This window comes from Labrys okinawensis, from assembly GCF_047345005.1.
Lineage (GTDB): Bacteria > Pseudomonadota > Alphaproteobacteria > Rhizobiales > Labraceae > Labrys > Labrys okinawensis.
In genome coordinates, this window is the sequence record NZ_CP178864.1 from 2,155,894 (window position 1) to 2,172,332 (window position 16,439).

At 58.0% G+C, this 16,439-nt stretch carries 12 protein-coding genes and 2 pseudogenes; 7 read left to right on the forward strand and 7 right to left on the reverse strand.

What is annotated here, in order from left to right; genetic code table 11:
• Both ACMDCR_RS10200 and ACMDCR_RS10205 read left to right on the forward strand, forming a co-directional pair.
• Entirely contained in the window at nt 1-1,077 is a 1,077-nt protein-coding gene (locus ACMDCR_RS10200; protein WP_413992423.1) for a hypothetical protein, read from the forward strand.
• On the forward strand, nt 1,001-2,179 hold the full coding sequence (locus tag ACMDCR_RS10205) for a hypothetical protein (RefSeq protein ID WP_413992424.1): 1,179 nt from the start codon (nt 1,001-1,003) through the stop codon (nt 2,177-2,179). Before ACMDCR_RS10200 ends, ACMDCR_RS10205 begins: the two co-directional genes overlap by 77 nt.
• Before the next feature lie 83 nt (nt 2,180-2,262).
• Here ACMDCR_RS10205 and ACMDCR_RS10210 read toward each other — a convergent pair.
• From ACMDCR_RS10210 to ACMDCR_RS10225, 4 genes and pseudogenes are all read right to left on the reverse strand, one after another.
• A pseudogene (locus ACMDCR_RS10210) lies at nt 2,263-2,620 on the reverse strand (Mu transposase domain-containing protein); the annotation flags it as partial.
• A 129-nt stretch (nt 2,621-2,749) separates the two neighbouring features.
• Nucleotides 2,750-3,052 (reverse strand): hypothetical protein, encoded by a 303-nt coding sequence (locus ACMDCR_RS10215; protein WP_413992425.1) that lies wholly within the window; start codon nt 3,050-3,052, stop codon nt 2,750-2,752.
• A 246-nt stretch (nt 3,053-3,298) separates the two neighbouring features.
• The gene (locus ACMDCR_RS10220) at nt 3,299-3,517 is read right to left on the reverse strand and encodes a conjugal transfer protein TraD (RefSeq protein ID WP_413992426.1); all 219 of its coding nucleotides are present in this window, start codon (nt 3,515-3,517) and stop codon (nt 3,299-3,301) included.
• A gap of 1 nt (nt 3,518) precedes the next feature.
• The gene (locus ACMDCR_RS10225) at nt 3,519-3,845 is read right to left on the reverse strand and encodes a conjugal transfer protein TraD (protein WP_413992427.1); all 327 of its coding nucleotides are present in this window, start codon (nt 3,843-3,845) and stop codon (nt 3,519-3,521) included.
• A 181-nt stretch (nt 3,846-4,026) separates the two neighbouring features.
• On the opposite strand from ACMDCR_RS10225, the gene traA reads away from it, so the two are divergent.
• The 3 genes and pseudogenes from traA to ACMDCR_RS10240 form a co-directional block, all read left to right on the forward strand.
• On the forward strand, nt 4,027-7,044 hold the full coding sequence (gene traA, locus ACMDCR_RS10230) for a Ti-type conjugative transfer relaxase TraA (RefSeq protein ID WP_413992428.1): 3,018 nt from the start codon (nt 4,027-4,029) through the stop codon (nt 7,042-7,044).
• A 127-nt stretch (nt 7,045-7,171) separates the two neighbouring features.
• On the forward strand, nt 7,172-7,375 hold the full coding sequence (locus ACMDCR_RS10235; RefSeq protein ID WP_413992429.1) for a helix-turn-helix transcriptional regulator: 204 nt from the start codon (nt 7,172-7,174) through the stop codon (nt 7,373-7,375).
• A gap of 146 nt (nt 7,376-7,521) precedes the next feature.
• Nucleotides 7,522-7,659 (forward strand): annotated as a pseudogene (locus tag ACMDCR_RS10240) (transposase); the annotation flags it as partial.
• Between the two features lie 174 nt (nt 7,660-7,833).
• Here the strand turns inward: ACMDCR_RS10240 and ACMDCR_RS10245 are convergent.
• Nucleotides 7,834-9,105: a hypothetical protein gene (locus ACMDCR_RS10245; protein WP_413992430.1), complete on the reverse strand. Its 1,272-nt coding sequence runs from the start codon at nt 9,103-9,105 to the stop codon at nt 7,834-7,836.
• Between the two features lie 365 nt (nt 9,106-9,470).
• On the opposite strand from ACMDCR_RS10245, the gene ACMDCR_RS10250 reads away from it, so the two are divergent.
• Both ACMDCR_RS10250 and ACMDCR_RS10255 read left to right on the forward strand, forming a co-directional pair.
• A complete protein-coding gene (locus ACMDCR_RS10250; protein ID WP_413992431.1) occupies nt 9,471-11,399 on the forward strand; it encodes a TIR domain-containing protein in 1,929 nt (642 codons plus the stop codon).
• Complete coding sequence (locus ACMDCR_RS10255) at nt 11,396-12,946, forward strand: argonaute/piwi family protein (protein ID WP_413992432.1); 1,551 nt, start codon at nt 11,396-11,398, stop codon at nt 12,944-12,946. The genes ACMDCR_RS10250 and ACMDCR_RS10255 overlap by 4 nt, the downstream gene beginning before the upstream one ends.
• Before the next feature lie 67 nt (nt 12,947-13,013).
• On the opposite strand, the gene ACMDCR_RS10260 is transcribed toward ACMDCR_RS10255, so the two are convergent.
• Both ACMDCR_RS10260 and ACMDCR_RS10265 read right to left on the reverse strand, forming a co-directional pair.
• Nucleotides 13,014-15,230: a hypothetical protein gene (locus ACMDCR_RS10260; RefSeq protein WP_413992433.1), complete on the reverse strand. Its 2,217-nt coding sequence runs from the start codon at nt 15,228-15,230 to the stop codon at nt 13,014-13,016.
• On the reverse strand, nt 15,227-16,438 hold the full coding sequence (locus ACMDCR_RS10265) for a hypothetical protein (protein WP_413992434.1): 1,212 nt from the start codon (nt 16,436-16,438) through the stop codon (nt 15,227-15,229). The genes ACMDCR_RS10260 and ACMDCR_RS10265 overlap by 4 nt, the downstream gene beginning before the upstream one ends.
• Nucleotide 16,439: the final 1 nt, after the last annotated feature.

Here is a 16,439-nt window from a genome sequence, read left to right on the forward strand (position 1 = left end):
ATGCCACAGCTCAAGATAACTCCAGCAACTGATAGCGCCATAAACGCAACCCTGTTTAGTGTTTTCGTTGTTGCCGGTGCAATTTATATCATTTTTGCCAAGCTTTATGACTATCCAGCGGCTGTGGTAACAGCTGTGCCAGTGGTTTTCATGTTGGCCTACGCTCTGATCGTCATGGTCCTGCGACGTCTTCGGCTTCGCTTGGACCAAGTGGGCGACAATAGCTATTACATGGGCTTCCTGTTCACCCTCACTAGCTTGGGCGTTTCACTTTACCTATTCCAGGTCGAAGGTGCTGCGGAAGAAATTGTCCGAAATTTTGGTGTTGCAATTGCTTCTACGATCGCGGGGGTGGCGCTCCGCGTTTTGTTTGGCCAGATGCGTCAGGATCCTTACGAGGTGGAACAGGCTTCGCGTCTGGAGCTTGCTGAAGCTACTCGCAGGGTCCGGCGCGAACTCGACACGACCGTGATGGAACTCGCGCATTTCCGGCGCTCGTCTCAGCAAATGATACTTGAGGGGCTTACCGAAGTGCGCGAGGGCGCGACTGAAGCCACCAGGAAAGCCATAGATAATTTCGAGGATCTCACTAAGAGGGCCGCAGGCCCGATCGAGGCTAGCGCGGATGCAACCGCTACCGTGCTCAAAGCTTTCACGCAATCCGCCTTTGAAACCATCGAAGCAGCAAACACTAATTTCGCGACACAGGCTTCCAAACTCACCGATGGCACGAGGGATCTAGCCGTGACTCTCGCGGTGATGTCCGACCAACTAAAAGAGCTGAAGGCTCCGTCCAAAGTGATCGAGGAGAAACTGGAGCCATCCGTAACTCAGCTCACCGACGCTGTCGGCGAACTGAACAAGAGTCTGTCGGTGTTTATCGAACAAAATGCACACATGACACAGGCTCAAGTGCTGGAAGTCGAACAGAGAAGAAACGCTCGTTTCGATAGCCTTGCGGACGCCATACTCAACATGACGCGTCAGCTGGAGGCCGCGAATGCTGCTGCTTCTGAGCGCAGAACGCCATTCAAATATTTTGAGCGCCTGTTCGCAAAGGAGGCGCCCGATGCCTAGGATTACCTCGATCACAGCTGATGGGACGGCTTATCGACGGGGAATAGTTCTCGGCCTTACCATGGCCGAGATAATGCTGCTGCTGGTCTTCTGCCTTCTGATTGCACTGTCGGCGATGTTCACGCGGGAGAAGCAACAAAACGACTCATTGGCGGCCCAGCTTGCCGCGGCGCGCATCCAAATTGATGAGGAGCGCGCCAAGGAAAAGACCCTCACGGCTAAAGCCGACGACTTAAAGTCTCAAATTAAGCGACTGAGTGATCTGCTAAACGCAATGCAGGTTGCTGGACCCAAGTCGGATAACGACTGGATGAAGCTCGTCGACGCGAGCAAGATTGTTGACGCCATCCGTGCAAGTGGAGTTGATCCTCAGCAGGTAGTCAAATACGCGAACCAGCTGAACGATCTGGTCGACGTGCTGAGCTCAAATGCTAAGGGTACTGAGGTCGCCGAGGCATGGCGAAAGCTGCAGACGGCCAAAGGACAGCTACAAACTCGTGGTCTCCAGGATGTCGCGATCCAGGATTTGGACAAGGTCATCGTTGAGGGCGTTCAGGCGGAGCGAGATAAAAAGCAGGGCCTTGGTGAGCACGACTGGCCGCCTATCATTAACCTCAGCGAGGCCAGCGGCTACAGCTTCGCCGTGGGCAAGGCAGACCTGACGCCAAGTTTTCAAAGCAAGCTGAAAACGAGCGTCATTGACCAGGTCGCGGACATCGTCAGCCGCTACAATGTCGATATTGTTGAGGTGATCGGCCACACGGATGAGCAAACGGTGAATAACCGGATCTCCAATCTTGATGGAAAGCTTATCTCTGCGTCTGATGGAAGCTTTCCGATTGACGGCTTGACGCCCGCTGACAATGCCGGCCTTGGCATGGCCAGGGCTGTGTCCGTTGCGAGCATTCTCAGAAGCGATCCAAAGTTGAAGGGCGTGACCGTGTTGCCGCTCTCTGCTGCCCAGATGATAATGCCTGGCGACAAAAGCGCCGACGGCACCGCCAAGGGAAATGTCAAGGAACGGCGCCGGATTGAGATCCGCGTGCGTCGATCAGTAAGCAAACTCGCTGATGCGCCCCTTCCACAATCCAGTTCTCAATAGGGCTACTCTATTGTTGACAGATGTCATCGCTGACCATCTGTCAACCGAAGTGAGGATCCGTCTCCTTTGGCGAGATGAGCATGTCATGGTCGACGTTCGTCATGATCAAGCCCTCCGACCACCGCCTCGAATTCCGCAAGCAGCCGTAGCAAAGCGGCTGGAGGGATCTCGATGGGATCTGCACACACCGATTCCTCGAAGCCGGCGATGCCGACAAAATGCGACCGGTCCACGATCCGTTGTCGTCGCCCCCGCACAGGGCTGACCACCCGCCATCGGACCTACATGACGGATGACCACACGGCCGGCCAGCACCACGACCTGGACACTTTCGCCGATCAGGCGCCAGGGCACAGAGTAGCTGTTCGTGTCGAGATCGATCGAGAAGTCGACCTGGACCTTGCGGACCAAATCGCGCCACTGACCAAACGGGGCACTGCCGGTTGACTCGGCGTCGGATAGGTGAAGCTACGCTGTTTTGCTCGACCAGATCGCTTTGCCCGGTGCCTATGCCGACTAGCAGGAGCAATGGGGGATCGTTAGATCTGTGAGGGCGATGGGGGTGGCGGCCTAAGCCGCCACTCTACCCTGCCACCCGCGGTCGCGCTTCGCGGGGAAATCATCTTGGTCGTATACGGCTTGGATGGCTCCCAGATCCATCAATGAAGCGCCTTGATCTCTGAGGATCTGGGCATCCATCTGCCGCTTGGAGCCAAGCACCCAATCGACAAGCACGATCCGCACAGCTCGCCACAGTGGCATCGGTCCAAGCTTAATTGCCTGCGTGATATTCCTATTTCCAAGCGCCTTGTCGTTGTCCGCGCTTGTGGTGACAATATCCACCAACTCTTCGTAATCTATCACACTCATCATGTCCTCAGAGTCTCACAGAAAATGCCGTCCGGTGAGGTAGTATTTGCATGCCTGGCACGGGCTTCAAGGGACGCCTCGATCGATAAATCAATTTAACTTTTGGCATCGGAAAAATTTTTTTCATTTGCTCGAACTTTATCTTTTCGACCCTATCGGTGTCGATCCCGAAACTGGCCAAGGGCTGCCCGCCAAGGCCTCCGACACTGGTCTGAAAGCTCTCGACTGTCGTTTGACGATGCTCATGCTTCATTCATTCTCGAACGCCTGCTTTCCCTTCGTTGCCCAGAGCGCCCGCGCCTGTTCTCTCTGTTCGCTCTGGAGCTTATCGGCCATCCAAAGTAGCGCGCCATAGATCATGGCGCGATCATCACCGGTCAGTTCGACGATGCCGGCTTTGATGACCAAGCCACCCAGTTCGATCAGCTGTCGCGTGCGCTGGCGGCGCTCGATTTGCCACGAGCGCATGTCATGCCGAGCCCGTACCGCCTGATGGCGGTTGCGGGCTGATCTGTTGTGTTTGAGCGCCACCTGTGTCGCGGTCAGTCGCTGGAGCAGGTCGCCGTGCTCGCCCCTGGAAAAACGTCGCTCCGCGCCTGGCCCATGCCTCCCTCCTGCCGGCATCCTTGGTCTCCGCCAGTACGATCAGTGCACCCGCTAGTTCCTCGGCGCTGAGGGCATCGGCACCGGTGGCGATCACCAACTCGCCGAGCTGCTGCACCTTGCGGTTCTTGAGCTCCCGTGCCTTGTCTTCGAGGGCTTTCAGCTCGGCATCGAAGTCTTTCGGCTTGCGCATTGTCATCTCCATCATCTTCGTCGATTGTCGATGCAGCGATGATAGGTGAGCCCCTGCCGAAAGGCTCCAGGGTCGCCAGGACAGGCTGGGACGGGAAGGTCCCACCCGAGATTTTTTCGAGGGAGGGCGCGCTTATACGTCGTTCCGACGTGTGCTTGGCCGTGCCACAGATCGCATCGCGATGGCGATCTATCATCTTCACGTCAAGGTTATTGGCCGCAAAGCCGGCTCCAGCGCAGTGGCCTCGGCTGCCTACCGCTCGGCCTCGCGCTTGCACGACGAGCGCGTTGACCGCAGCCACGACTTTTCGAGTAAGCGCGGCGTCGTGCATTCCGAAGTCATGCTGCCTGAGAACGCACCCGAGGTCTGGAGCGATCGCGAGCGGCTGTGGAACGATGTCGAAGCCTTCGAACTCCGCAAGGACGCCCAGCTTGCCCGAGAGGTCGAATTCTCGCTTCCGCGCGAACTGAGTGAGGCGCAGGGCATCGAACTGGCGCGAGACTTCGTGCAGGCCGAGTTCGTCGATCGCGGCATGATCGCTGATCTCAATGTGCATTGGGACTTTTCCGAAGACGGCCTGCCCAAGCCTCATGCTCATGTCATGATCACCATGCGCACGGTGGAGGTGAATGGAGACGAGGTTGGCTTCGGTCAGAAGGTACGGGACTGGAACCGCACGGAAATGGTTGAGCACTGGCGTGAACGCTGGGCCGAGCTTGCCAATGAGCGCCTGGCCGAACTCGACATCGACGCCCGCATTGATCATCGCAGCCTGGAGGCCCAGGCCATCGCCCTGGAGCCGCAAAGCCAGATCGGTGCACCCGCCAAACGTATCGAGGACGAGAGTCTAGAGGACGGAGGCACCGAGGCAGACAGAGCGGAGATGCACCGGGAGATCGCACGCGGCAATGGTGAACGCATCATCGCCAATCCCAGTCTGGCGCTCGACGCCATCACACATCAGCAATCGACCTTCACGCGGCGCGACATGGCGAGGTTCGCCCATCGGCACAGCGATGGCCTCGACCAGTACAACGGCGTGATAGATGCGATCCGTAGCGCGCCTGATCTCATTGAACTAGGGAAGGACGGACGGGGCGAGGACCGCTTTACCACACGCACCATGATCGAGGCAGAACAGCGCCTGCACCGCGCTGCCAACTTGATGGCGGAGAGGGAACGCCATGGGGTCGACGACCACGACAGGGAAAAGGCTCTGGCCGCTGCTGAAAAGCGCGGTCTCGTCCTCTCTGGCGAGCAAGCCGAGGCATTGGCGCATGTCACCGATGGGCGCGATCTGGCGATCGTGGTTGGCAATGCCGGCACCGGCAAGAGCGCCATGCTGGGCGTGGCACGGCAGGCCTGGGTCGCGGCGGGGTTTGAGGTCCGGGGTGTGGCGCTGTCCGGCATCGCCGCCGAAAATCTCGAAAGCGGATCGGGCATAGCTTCCCGCACCATCGCCAGTATGGAACATGGCTGGGGGCAGGGGAGGGACATGCTCACTTCGCGCGATGTCCTGGTCATCGACGAGGCTGGCATGGTCGGTACGCGCCAGTTGGAGCGCGTGCTCTCCCATGCCGCCGAAGCGGGCGCCAAAGTCGTGCTGGTCGGCGATGCCCAGCAGCTACAGGCCATCGAGGCGGGCGCAGCCTTCCGCTCGATCCATGATCGGCACGGCGGGGCCGAGATCGGCGAGGTTCGCCGCCAACGGGAAGACTGGCAGCGGGACGCCACGCGCGATCTGGCGACCGGCAGGACCGGCGCCGCCATTGATGCCTATGACAGCCATGGCATGGTGCATGAGGCCCCAACCCGCGAGCAGGCACGCGAGGATCTGATCGAGCACTGGGATCGCGACCGGCAGGCCTCGCCCGACCGCAGCCGCATCATCCTCACCCACACCAATGACGAGGTCCGTGCCCTCAACGAGGCCGCGCGCGAACGCATGCGCGACGCCGGCGATCTCGGCGATGATGTCCCAGTCACGGTCGAGCGCGGCGAGTGTCGTTTCGCCAGCGGAGACCGCGTCATGTTCCTGCAGAACGAGCGCAGCCTCGGCGTCAAGAACGGCACGCTCGGAACCATCGAGCATGTCAGCGCCCAATCCATGAACGCGCGCACAGACGATGGCCGAAGTGTCGACTTCGATCTCAAGGATTATAACCGTATCGACCATGGCTATGCCGCGACCATCCACAAGGCACAGGGCATGACGGTGGACCGCACCCATGTGCTGGCATCACCGGGCTTGGATGCCCACAGCAGCTATGTCGCCCTGTCCCGCCACCGCGATGGCATGGAGCTTCATTATGGCCGCGACGACTTCTCCGATCGCGGCCGACTGGTCCGCACCCTGTCACGCGACCGGGCCAAGGACATGGCCTCGGATTATGACCGGGCCGATCCTGCGCAGAGTTATGCCGAGCGGCGCGGCATCAGCTTCCGCGAGCGCGTCGCCGAGATCGTCAAGAGGATCGTGCCCGAGAAGGTGCGCACCATGCTCGAGGGCATGCGTCCGTCCGTCCAGGCGCCCGGCCAAAACGGCGTGCAAAGGCCGGAACCGGAAGGCGCTGGACGGGACACCGCCAGAGAGGCCAGACACGAACCCGCAACGCCCGCCAAAGAGAGCGCAGAAGATCGCGAGGCGGCGATGCGCAGGGCCCGCAGCGAGGCGCTCGTGCGGCATGCCAGCGCCGTGGATGCGATCTTCGAGACGCAGGAGAGGGGCGGCAAAGCCAGCTCGGCGCAGACACGCGATCTGAATGACGCCCGCAACGCCTTCGAGAAGGTCCGGCCCCATGGCTGGCGCGATGCCGAAGCCGCCTATGTCAAGAACCCGGAGCTTGCCCTCGAGGCGGCGGGCGGCCGGGTCGGCCGCGCTGTGCGTGCCCTTCAACTCGAGACCGAGCTGCGCACCGATCCAGTCCGCCGTGCCGACCGTTTCGTGGAACGCTGGCAGAAGCTCGACCAGGCCAGCCAGCGTCAATATCAGACGGGTGACATCACCGCCTATAAGGCCACGCGATCTGCCATGGGCAATATGGCCAAGAGCCTCGAACGCGATCCGCAGCTGGAGTCCATCCTCGCCAGCCGCAAGCAGGAACTCGGCATCGGGTTCGAATCAGGCCGACGTCTCGGCCTGGAACTCGCGTTCAGCCATGGCATCGACCTTGGAAGGGGACGGGGGCTCGGCTTGTGATCCATCCCAATTGCCGCCGTCTCTTCGCTGCAGCAGGACGACGAACAGAACCTGCTTGTACGCGCACACGGGACTCCTGTCTCTCATCAGAAGTAACCACAAACAGTCAGCAGGAGATAGGGCGGCCATGCGCGAACCAGATCGTATCATCCGTTTGAAGACCGTCCTGTCCCGGACTGGGCTGTCCCGGTCCACCATCTACCGCAAGATCGCCGAGGGCACATTCCCGCCTCAGATCAGGATCAGCGTGAACGGCGCTGGTTGGCATGAGTCCGAGATCAGTCGCTGGATCCGCGATCCTATATCGTGGCACCCAGAAGGTGAGGGATGAGTTCTGGTGAGGGAGGTCCACATTCGGTGGTAAGCTATCCTTCATGCAAGTGAAGCGCCCCTCATTCCCGATCGTACAAATTGCTTGGGTAACACTGCTTGTCTCGGCTACTCCCAAGCTCGGCGATAACAGTCGAGGGTACAAACAGCGTTGCTGTCACCCTCGCAGTTGGTGTCAACACCGACGGCCGGCGCGAAGTGTTTGGTATCGATATCGGTCTGTCGGAAGCGGAGACTTTCTGGACCAGCTTCCTGCGCAAGCCTACACGCCAACCCGCGCGCGGCAGTCACGCGGCCTTCGTCGTATGCGTACGTTTCTTCCTGCCGGTTCGTGTTCCTTCTGGAGTTTTTCCGATGCTGGCCCGCACTCCCGTCACAACCTCTCCGATCGGGCGGCATCGAAAATCTTGATAATTCAGGCGTCAATAAGGTCCCTGTGCGCTGCCGATTCACAAGCGGCTAGTACCAGCGCATTGGTGGCGGATCGCCGAGGGGATCAGCCAACTCGTCCGAGGCCGGATTCGGAAATAGGGTCGCATCGCCGAGATGCCTTTCAACGCCATCGGTGTTCAATTGCCCTTCGATTTTGCGAAGCTTCTCCCGCGTCCACTCGATCATGCGAGCAGTTTGGCTGTCGGCATCCACTCCAACCTCAAGCTGCGTTCGGCCGAGCCAAGAGCGCAGAATCTCTGCCTCGTTGGTCAAGCGGATCACCCTCTCAAGGAATTTGTGTCGGGCCTCCTCGCGCTCCCGCCGCTTTTTGAAAAGGTCATGTCGATAGGCGAGTTCGTTGCGCTGGCGCTCTCTTTCTTCGTTGGCCTCCCGCCTTGCCTTGCGTGCGGCCAACAGCACCTCGATGCCGTCGACAATTGATGGAATGACATTCTCTAGCCGCTGCAGGCGCCCATCGCTCCAGCGACGGCGAACGCCATCGCCATATCCGTCAATCTGGATAGTGAGTTCTCCTGTCCAGACCGTATCATGTGACGGGTACACCGACCCGTATGGTGGTCGCGGCCATCTCGACGGATTCCGGTAGTGCCGTTCCAGTTGCTCTTTGCGGCGCGCTTCTTCAGCAAGTTCTGCCGGCGTCGGAACATGTGGAACCAATTGAGTCCGCTCGCTCAATGTGAAGGTAACAGAGTCCCTGCCAACAGCCACCTGCATCGCCTTGCCGGTGCAGATCATGGGCATTTGCTTGGCATCCAAGGCCTGGGCCAATCGGTCAAGCACGAAGATCACGCGTTCGACGCTCGCACATCCGACCGTTGCCCCGCACATGCCCTCTGCCGTGGCTTCGACGAAGGTATCTTCCACTTTGAAGCGGCGCAGGGCGCGGGCTGATATCTGCAAGGTCAAATGAACGTTGACCACCACTTCGATTTCTGCTGGAGGTCGAGGAGATTTTGGCGCCTTTGGTCTTTCGAGCTTCCTACGCTCGCGCTGATCGGCCAGGACTTGTTGAACAGGTTCGGGCAAATCGGTCCCTCCACCGATCTCGATTTGATCCAGACGCTTGTCGGCCGCCTCGGCGAACGCGGCCTTCTTCGGTTTTTGCCCAGCCTGAATCTGCGCCCAATAGCCCCGGCTCGGCGTCGGCACCCGATGTCTTTCGCAGGTCTTCTTCAGGCCGACGTCAGAGATGCCGAACTGTTCGGCAAGGCGGATCATCGGCGTCGACCAGACCAGGTCGTAGAGTTGCCGCCTCGTCAGCCTTTTATTGCTCGTCATGCTCAGCGCTCCCAACTCGTTTCAGCCGTGGCAGTCAACTTCTCCGCCGCCGCAAGGCACCGGCAGCGAAGCTGACATTTCTGCGGCCGACCCTAAACGACCGCTTCCCACCCAGAGCCGCAGATGGATCGCGAGATCAATAGGCTAGGTTGCGCCACTTTTGACACTCAGCTGAATCACAGGAGCGGACCTTCGGAAGGCCCGCTCCTTGCGGCTGCAACTGGCAGCCTTTTTTCAACTGAAAAGCATTTGTTGGCGTCGTCCCTGGGAGCAGTGAGTGCTCAGTGTCATATTTGCGGGGATACCATACAGCGGTCGGCTCGGCTTCCTTGACCTGCTCCTGAGGCCTGCACTTATTGACAGGCATGGTGCACAACTTTGCGAATCTATCCGCGACAGATTTTGAAGAGTTAAGCCGCGACTTGATCGGCCGGGCCCTTGGCGTGCGTTTCGAGGGCTTCACTCCCGGCCCGGATGGCGGGATCGATGGCCGGCACGCCATCGGCCCCACGGCAACAATTCTCCAGGCCAAGCATTTTGGAGCGTCGAGTTTCGCCAGCCTTAAGCGAACGATGATCAAGGAACGCACTTCGATCGACCGCCTCGCGCCTCAGCGCTACATCCTGGCAACCTCGCAAGGCCTAACGCCACCGAATAAGGCAGCTCTGAAAGGCATTATCGGACCGTCTCTCCGTGACGAAGCCGATATCTTCGGCATTGACGATCTCTCTGGATTGCTGCGCGAGTACCCTGACCTTCTGAAGGCTCATCCGAAGCTCTGGATGGTGAGTGGCGGCCCGCTCCAGGAAATCGTGACGTCGGCCGTCGCCGCGGGGATCGAGCGCACCCGAGAGGTGCCGAGACCGCTTGTCGAGTTACTCCAGCCAACCCATGCCATCAAGTCGGATTTGGGCGCCGAGAATCCCGCAGCAAACCGGGACGTCCTATTTGTCGCCAAAACGAGACAGGATGACGAGTTTGCTTTGTGGCTCGCGCCGAAGCTCGAGGCAGAGGGCTACAACATTTTTGCCGACATCCTGACGCTTGAACCTGGTGATCGGTGGCGCAAGGAACGCTCCCAGGCTCTGCGTAACCGTGCGATCAAGATCTTGCTACTGTGTCGCGACACATCGCTGACGACGAGCGAGATCCAAGACGACATCTCGATGGGCGGGGAGCTCGCCGAGGAACTGGGCGACAAACGCTTCATCATCCCCTTGCGGCTTGAGCCCTATAAAAAAGTGCATGGCATCGGAGATGCAATTCACATCGACTTCGTTCGTGGATGGGCAGAGGGTTTCCAGGGGCTTCTGGACACCTTAAAACGGCAGGGCGTGCCCAAGCGCGCTGGAGATCCTCAGATCCATCCGAATTGGGAGACCTTTCGCCGACGCAGCGCTATTCCGCTGCAAGATGAGCCCGAGCGGCTGACATCCAATTGGCTACGCGTCAGCGAAGTACCTGATCAGATCTTCTATTACGAGCCGGTCGGCCATATTGATCGCGATCTGCTGGCCCGGGCGCTTAGCAAGTTTCCGCGACCGGTGAGCGTTCAAGGAGCGGGTTTCTTTTCCTTCGCAGATGGGCATGAGGTCGATGCTGCCTTGGCGAATCACGGACGCTTCAAGGTCAAACATGCTGTCCGCCTCGACGATTTTCTCGATAATGGATTAGCCGCCTTAGGCGTCGAACCGCAGACGGCTTCCAACATTCTCTACGTGCTATTCCGGGTGGCTTGGACAGCGCATTGCACTCAGCGCGGCTTCATCAAGAGGCAATACTCGAATGCTGCCGGATTTCACGTCTCTCAAGACCAGGCTGCAATCGCCCAACGTATTCCGTACGGTAAGCAGGGAGAGCGACGCTGGTCGATGCTGCGAAACGTCGCAAAAGCCGTAATCTGGTCTTTCGGCGTCACCGCGATCCCTGTCTTCCAACCCTTCTTCCATTTCCGGCTGAAATCGCGGGTTCTTTTCGCCACACCGGAGGCAACGAAGGGAGAAGAGGTCATCGACGATGCCCGGAAACAGCATCGTCTGAGGCGCACGATATGCAAAGGCTGGCGAAACAAGCAGTGGCGCGGCCGGCTCTTGGCTTTCCTCGAGATCCTTTCTGAGGACTCGGCATTTGTCACATTGCCGGTATCAGACTCGGGGTCGATCATCCTCGACGCTTGGCCGATGCTTTTCACCTCGCCGGTTAGCACTTCGCTGCCCGATGAGCTGAGGGACGACGAAGAAGAGGTCGACGCGTCGACGCTGGGACGGCCCGAACCGGACGAGGTCGAACCATGAAATTTCCGGAGCGCTCTCTCGTCGTCGAGCATTTTCAGGAGCCGCCGCTCGAATTCGCTGCGAAGCAGCGGACGGCGCATCCAAAGGACGGCCTATTCCTTTATGGTCCTCTCGACAAGGCCCGGAGGTCGCAGGACGTCCGAGTCGGCGTCGTCGGGACGCCACAGGGGATCTCACATTTCAAGAGCTGGGGAAAGAAGATCCACTGTATGATTGCCGTTCCTCCTCCCGCGAGGGGCGAGAAGGCGGATCGCCTCCATCTGGCGAATTTCCCAGGCCTCGAAGCCACCTTCAGCATCTCCTTCGATCCCGATGCCTGTAGTTGCCTGAGCATTCCGCTGCCCGACATCGACCGTGCATCGCGGATCCTCAATCTTACCGAGGCTGTCGCCAAGGTGGCCGGACTCTATGTCGATCGGGTCAAGAAACACCTGGCGAATGACGAACGGGCCATCGACCTTTGGATCATTCTGATTCCCGAGATCGTCTACGAGCGCTGCCGGCCAGAATCGAAGCGCACCGGCCTTCCGATGGTTGTTGGCGATTTCATCAAGAAGCAGCGGGGTAAGGAGGATCTGCCACTTCTGGCACCGGTCCTCGACCAGTCTGCCGAGGCGATCTTTGAGGACATGCCTGACTTCCACCGACGGATCAAAGCCGAGTTCCTCGGCATCGCGCCGACACAGCTCATCCGCGAGACAACGATCGCGCCTCAGGAATTCTTGAACAGGGCGGGATACCCTCTCCGGAAGACACAAGACGAGGCGACGATCGCCTGGAATCTCGCCACTGGGCTCTATTACAAGACGCAGCCGAGACCGCCATGGAAGTTGGCTGAAGTGCGGCCAGGGGTTTGTTACATTGGGATGGTGTACAAGGCGCTGCCGGCCGATCCTGACGGCCACTCCTGCTGCGCGGCGCAGATGTTCCTAAATGAGGGCGACGGCGTGGTTTTTCGGGGCGCCAACGGCCCTTGGAAGACGGGTGACAACGAGTTCCACCTGAGGCCACAGGCCGCCAAAGACCTCCTCGCAATGGTCGTGGAAACCTATAAAGAGGAGTATGGCGGCCCACCAAGAGAGCTGTTCATCCACGGCCAGACATATTTTAACGACGATGAATGGAAAGCTTTTGTTCAAGCTGCCCCGAAGGAAACGAATGTTGTCGGTGTCCGCATTCGGACCACCGGAGGCGAAACCAAGCTTTTCCGGGATGGCGACTATCCAGTACTGCGGGGTACGGCGCTCCTGCTCGATGAGCGAAATGCTTACCTATGGACAACCGGATACGTTCCACAGATCGACACATACATCGGTCCCGAGACGCCCAACCCCCTCCTCATCAAAGCTTTGCGCAGCAAGAAGGAGATGCCCGATATCCGGACGATCCTCGGCGATATCATGGGTCTGACCAAGATCAACTATAATTCTTGCAACTATAATGACGGTCTTCCGGTGACGCTCCGTTTCGCCAAGATGGTCGGCGATGTTCTAACGATGGGGTCGGCGAGAGGCGCGGAGCGTCAGCCCTTCAAATTCTACGTTTGAGGCTCCGAGACGGCACAGTTGTAGGCGTGCCGCGGATGTTCATTAGAAGTCGCGATCCATCGCCGCTTCAGGAATCGGCGGCCCGGGACATCGCAAACTCAAAGAGACCCTTCAATCTCGAAGGCAAAGTACTGCCTACATCTGCGACCTTGAGTTTATCGACGTCAGACGAGTGTAGGGTCAGCCTCCGAGTGGCGAGAGCCATGAGAAATTCCGCGCAAGCCTCACCCTGCGCGTCACTGTGGCGTTCGAGACAGCGCTCCACCAAACGGCGCATTTCCGAACTGAGATCAGGCCTCGCGCTGAAATTGAGTTCGTGAGGGTAAGCCAATCTGAGGAATGCGGACTGAATTATCCCGTCGTTGTATCGGCCGAAAATTCCTGGCGACAGCACAGTGCAATGAAATTCGGTATGAGAAATCGTCGGCTCGGGACGATCACGATGACGCGTCGTCCGCATGTGATGGAGCAGACTACCGATCGTGGCCAGGACATCGCCTTGATCCGCGTTCGCCGTCGGCGCCATCGGAGGCCAAAAAGCAAAACCGTCCCGAAGCTTCAGTTCTACTCCATGCGTTGTTGGTAAAAAGAATTGATGGCCCTCGATCACATCCTTTGACAAGATGGTCAGGCGGTCTTCGAAATACTCTCGTTGGTCAGGCGGCAGGTCATTATAGGATTCGTTACTACCAAACTCCTCGAGTACTTGCCTTTCGCGCATCCATGCAGTCAAACTAGAGCTTCGTGGAAGGGACAACGTGTAGATGAAATCAAACTCATGATTGTAACCGTGTGAATTGTAAATCAGGTCGCTTCGAAACGACTTGTGCCTTTCAACTTCCGCATGTTTTGCAACCACACCGAGATAAACCCGCGGTTGGTCCTTGAATATATCCCGAAGGTCTCTGCTGACTGATTGGAGAGCGCTTCCTGATCCTATGCACCCTGACGCAACAACGATTGAGCCGATGTCATTCGGATCGATATTGCCAGCGTCGCGCGCAAATATCACCCGCAAAGACGGGCGGCCGTACTCGGAGATCTTTTGATTGAGCAGATCGGCGAACGCTTTCGAGTCAGGGTCGTTCAGATGCACAATGTGGCTAACGGACGCCGGAATATATCGCCGTGCTGCCTTGGCGACCTTCTCGTCGGTGTCTTTCGCCTGAATAAGCTTGCTCGCGTCGATCCAAAATCTGTGAACGTTTGAATTCGTCGAATCGGTCTTGAGCTTAAAAAGGCCACGTCCCGCCAGTGCCTTCATCGTACTTGAAAGATCCGGGGGTGCGTCTTTGACGACAACAAGATGCGGTCGATATGTAATGGCATTCGCAAGGAACTGGTCGCCGACAAAGCGGATAAGTGGGGAGCCATCCCGGCAAAATGGACAACTTATTTCGGGATAGAGCGTCATCACCGAATGATCGCTCTCCCATACAAGCGCCTCGTCAGATACGTCACATAAAACCGTCAGATTCGTCGCACCTCTCACGGAAGAGAACAGGTTGACGACCATTGCCGGACGTAATCTGTTCATATCAGTGAGTTTTCGCGCGAGTCTCCCGCTCGCCGTTGCCGATATAAGTACAAGAGATGAATCCGGATATTCGAATTTTGTTTCGGCGATACCTTCATACGAGTGAAAGCTTTCGATGATCGGGACTTCGTAGCTTCCAAAGCTTTGCCTCATCGATACCATCGCATAGGCGATACTCGCGATTGTGGAGGTGTCGATCCAGATCCTTTTTGGGTTCTTTGCCAGGAAGGGCAGGAGCGCCATTGCGATGAAGCTGACTTCCGTGCCTTGAACCAACGCATTTGCCGCTCGCAAGAACCCTCGAGAGTGGTCTCCGTTTGGGTGGACAAAATGAAGTGCTGGGCCAGGACGCACTAGTACGTCGCGAGTTCGAAACACCTCCAGCAGACCTGCCTTCTTGAGATCATCGAATGAATCTGCGTCAAACGACCCTGAGTGGTTGTTGACATCCTCGACAGAAGCGATTTCTCCGTCACTTCTGAATGAACCGACCGCGATCGGCACTCGCGCCGGCTCGAATCGCAGGGCGCTGCCTCCATTCACAAGGTTTCTCACGCCTTTCGCATATTGAGACGCCCGGGTTTCCGGCACGATCACAACTATGCCATCCGGGCGGAGATTTTCGCGATAGTCCTCATCCAGTGAAAGAACGAAACTACTTCCCTCGAAATCTGCGGTCGAAAACACGACCAGCACTGACTTTCGCGAAGTTCGAGGCTGCCAGCGGAACGTGAAGTACATCGTCATTCGAAAGCAATCCCCACCGGAAGAAGAAGAGTGATGACTGCACCTGAAACCTGCCTTTGTGCCTCTCCCCCGACATCTTGCAATCGTTCCAGCTCAAAATCAGATTTTTCGAGAACTATCTCTTGCGGCGAGTATCCTCCTGGCGGAAACGCTCGAAACAACGTAAGCCGACCTGTACGGAGGAACAAGAAACCGCTCCGCTCCTTCAGCATGTGGAGCACACGTGTCAGGCCGAGGCCATAGCCCGGCCTGCCAACACTCGTCGCGTTTTTCAAGAAGCACTTCTCAACCAGCCTATGTTCTATCTCGATGCTCATCCCTTCAGGGAGAGAAGCCTCATTTATCCTGGCAGCCAGCCCTGGACCACTATCGAAGACGGTCAACTCAATCATCTTTAGCGTATCTCGCCGTTCGACGTGCGTCAGTGCCGCAAGATAGGAAACGAGAGGAGGCAGACCCATACTGAACTGCGCAATTATTTGACGTTTGACGTTACGTTGAGCGACAATCACCCCACGGACACCGCGTCTATATCGGACGCCCTCTGCATCTCGTCTCGCATGGATATGCGTATTCACGAAGAGTTCGCGAAGCGCTTCGGCGAGGTCTTTCACGACCGTCGCCATGGACGAGGCGTAACTGTGTGAGCTCTCGCGGATCAGATCCCAAACAAGGCTTTCAAACTCCGCAGGGCTTCGAAACGAATCTTCTCCCGTGGGGTAGTAGAATGGCCGCAGCCTCGCCAGCGACGAGGGGTCAACGCACACAAGATCTATTGCCTGGCCTCGCTGCAGTCCTCTTATATCCAAAGAATTCATTGCGTCGACGCGTGACTTGGCGCTCGCGTTGACCTCACGGGTAATCTCAGTTCGACCGTCGTTTGCGAGAATCCGGGACGCAAGCATAGCACCGCTCAGCCCGTGGAGCTGTTTGACAAATCGGTCGATCGCTACGACGTCGTCAGCTCCTGTTGCATAGATCGCCAGATCGGGCTTCGAAACGTTTCGAGCCCATGTCGCTACGAGTTGTGCGGCTCGAGCCGCTCCGCCAGGTCCTTTTGCAAGATCCCATTCAGTCGGCAGTCGCAGCAGGGGTCTTTCGCCCTTTGAAAGCGCTCGATCCAAGGCAGATTCGAATTCCGTCGCCGTCATTGAGGAGTTGACGACGAGTTGGCTGCTCCAGGACTCTGATGTCTGACTACCCAGCATA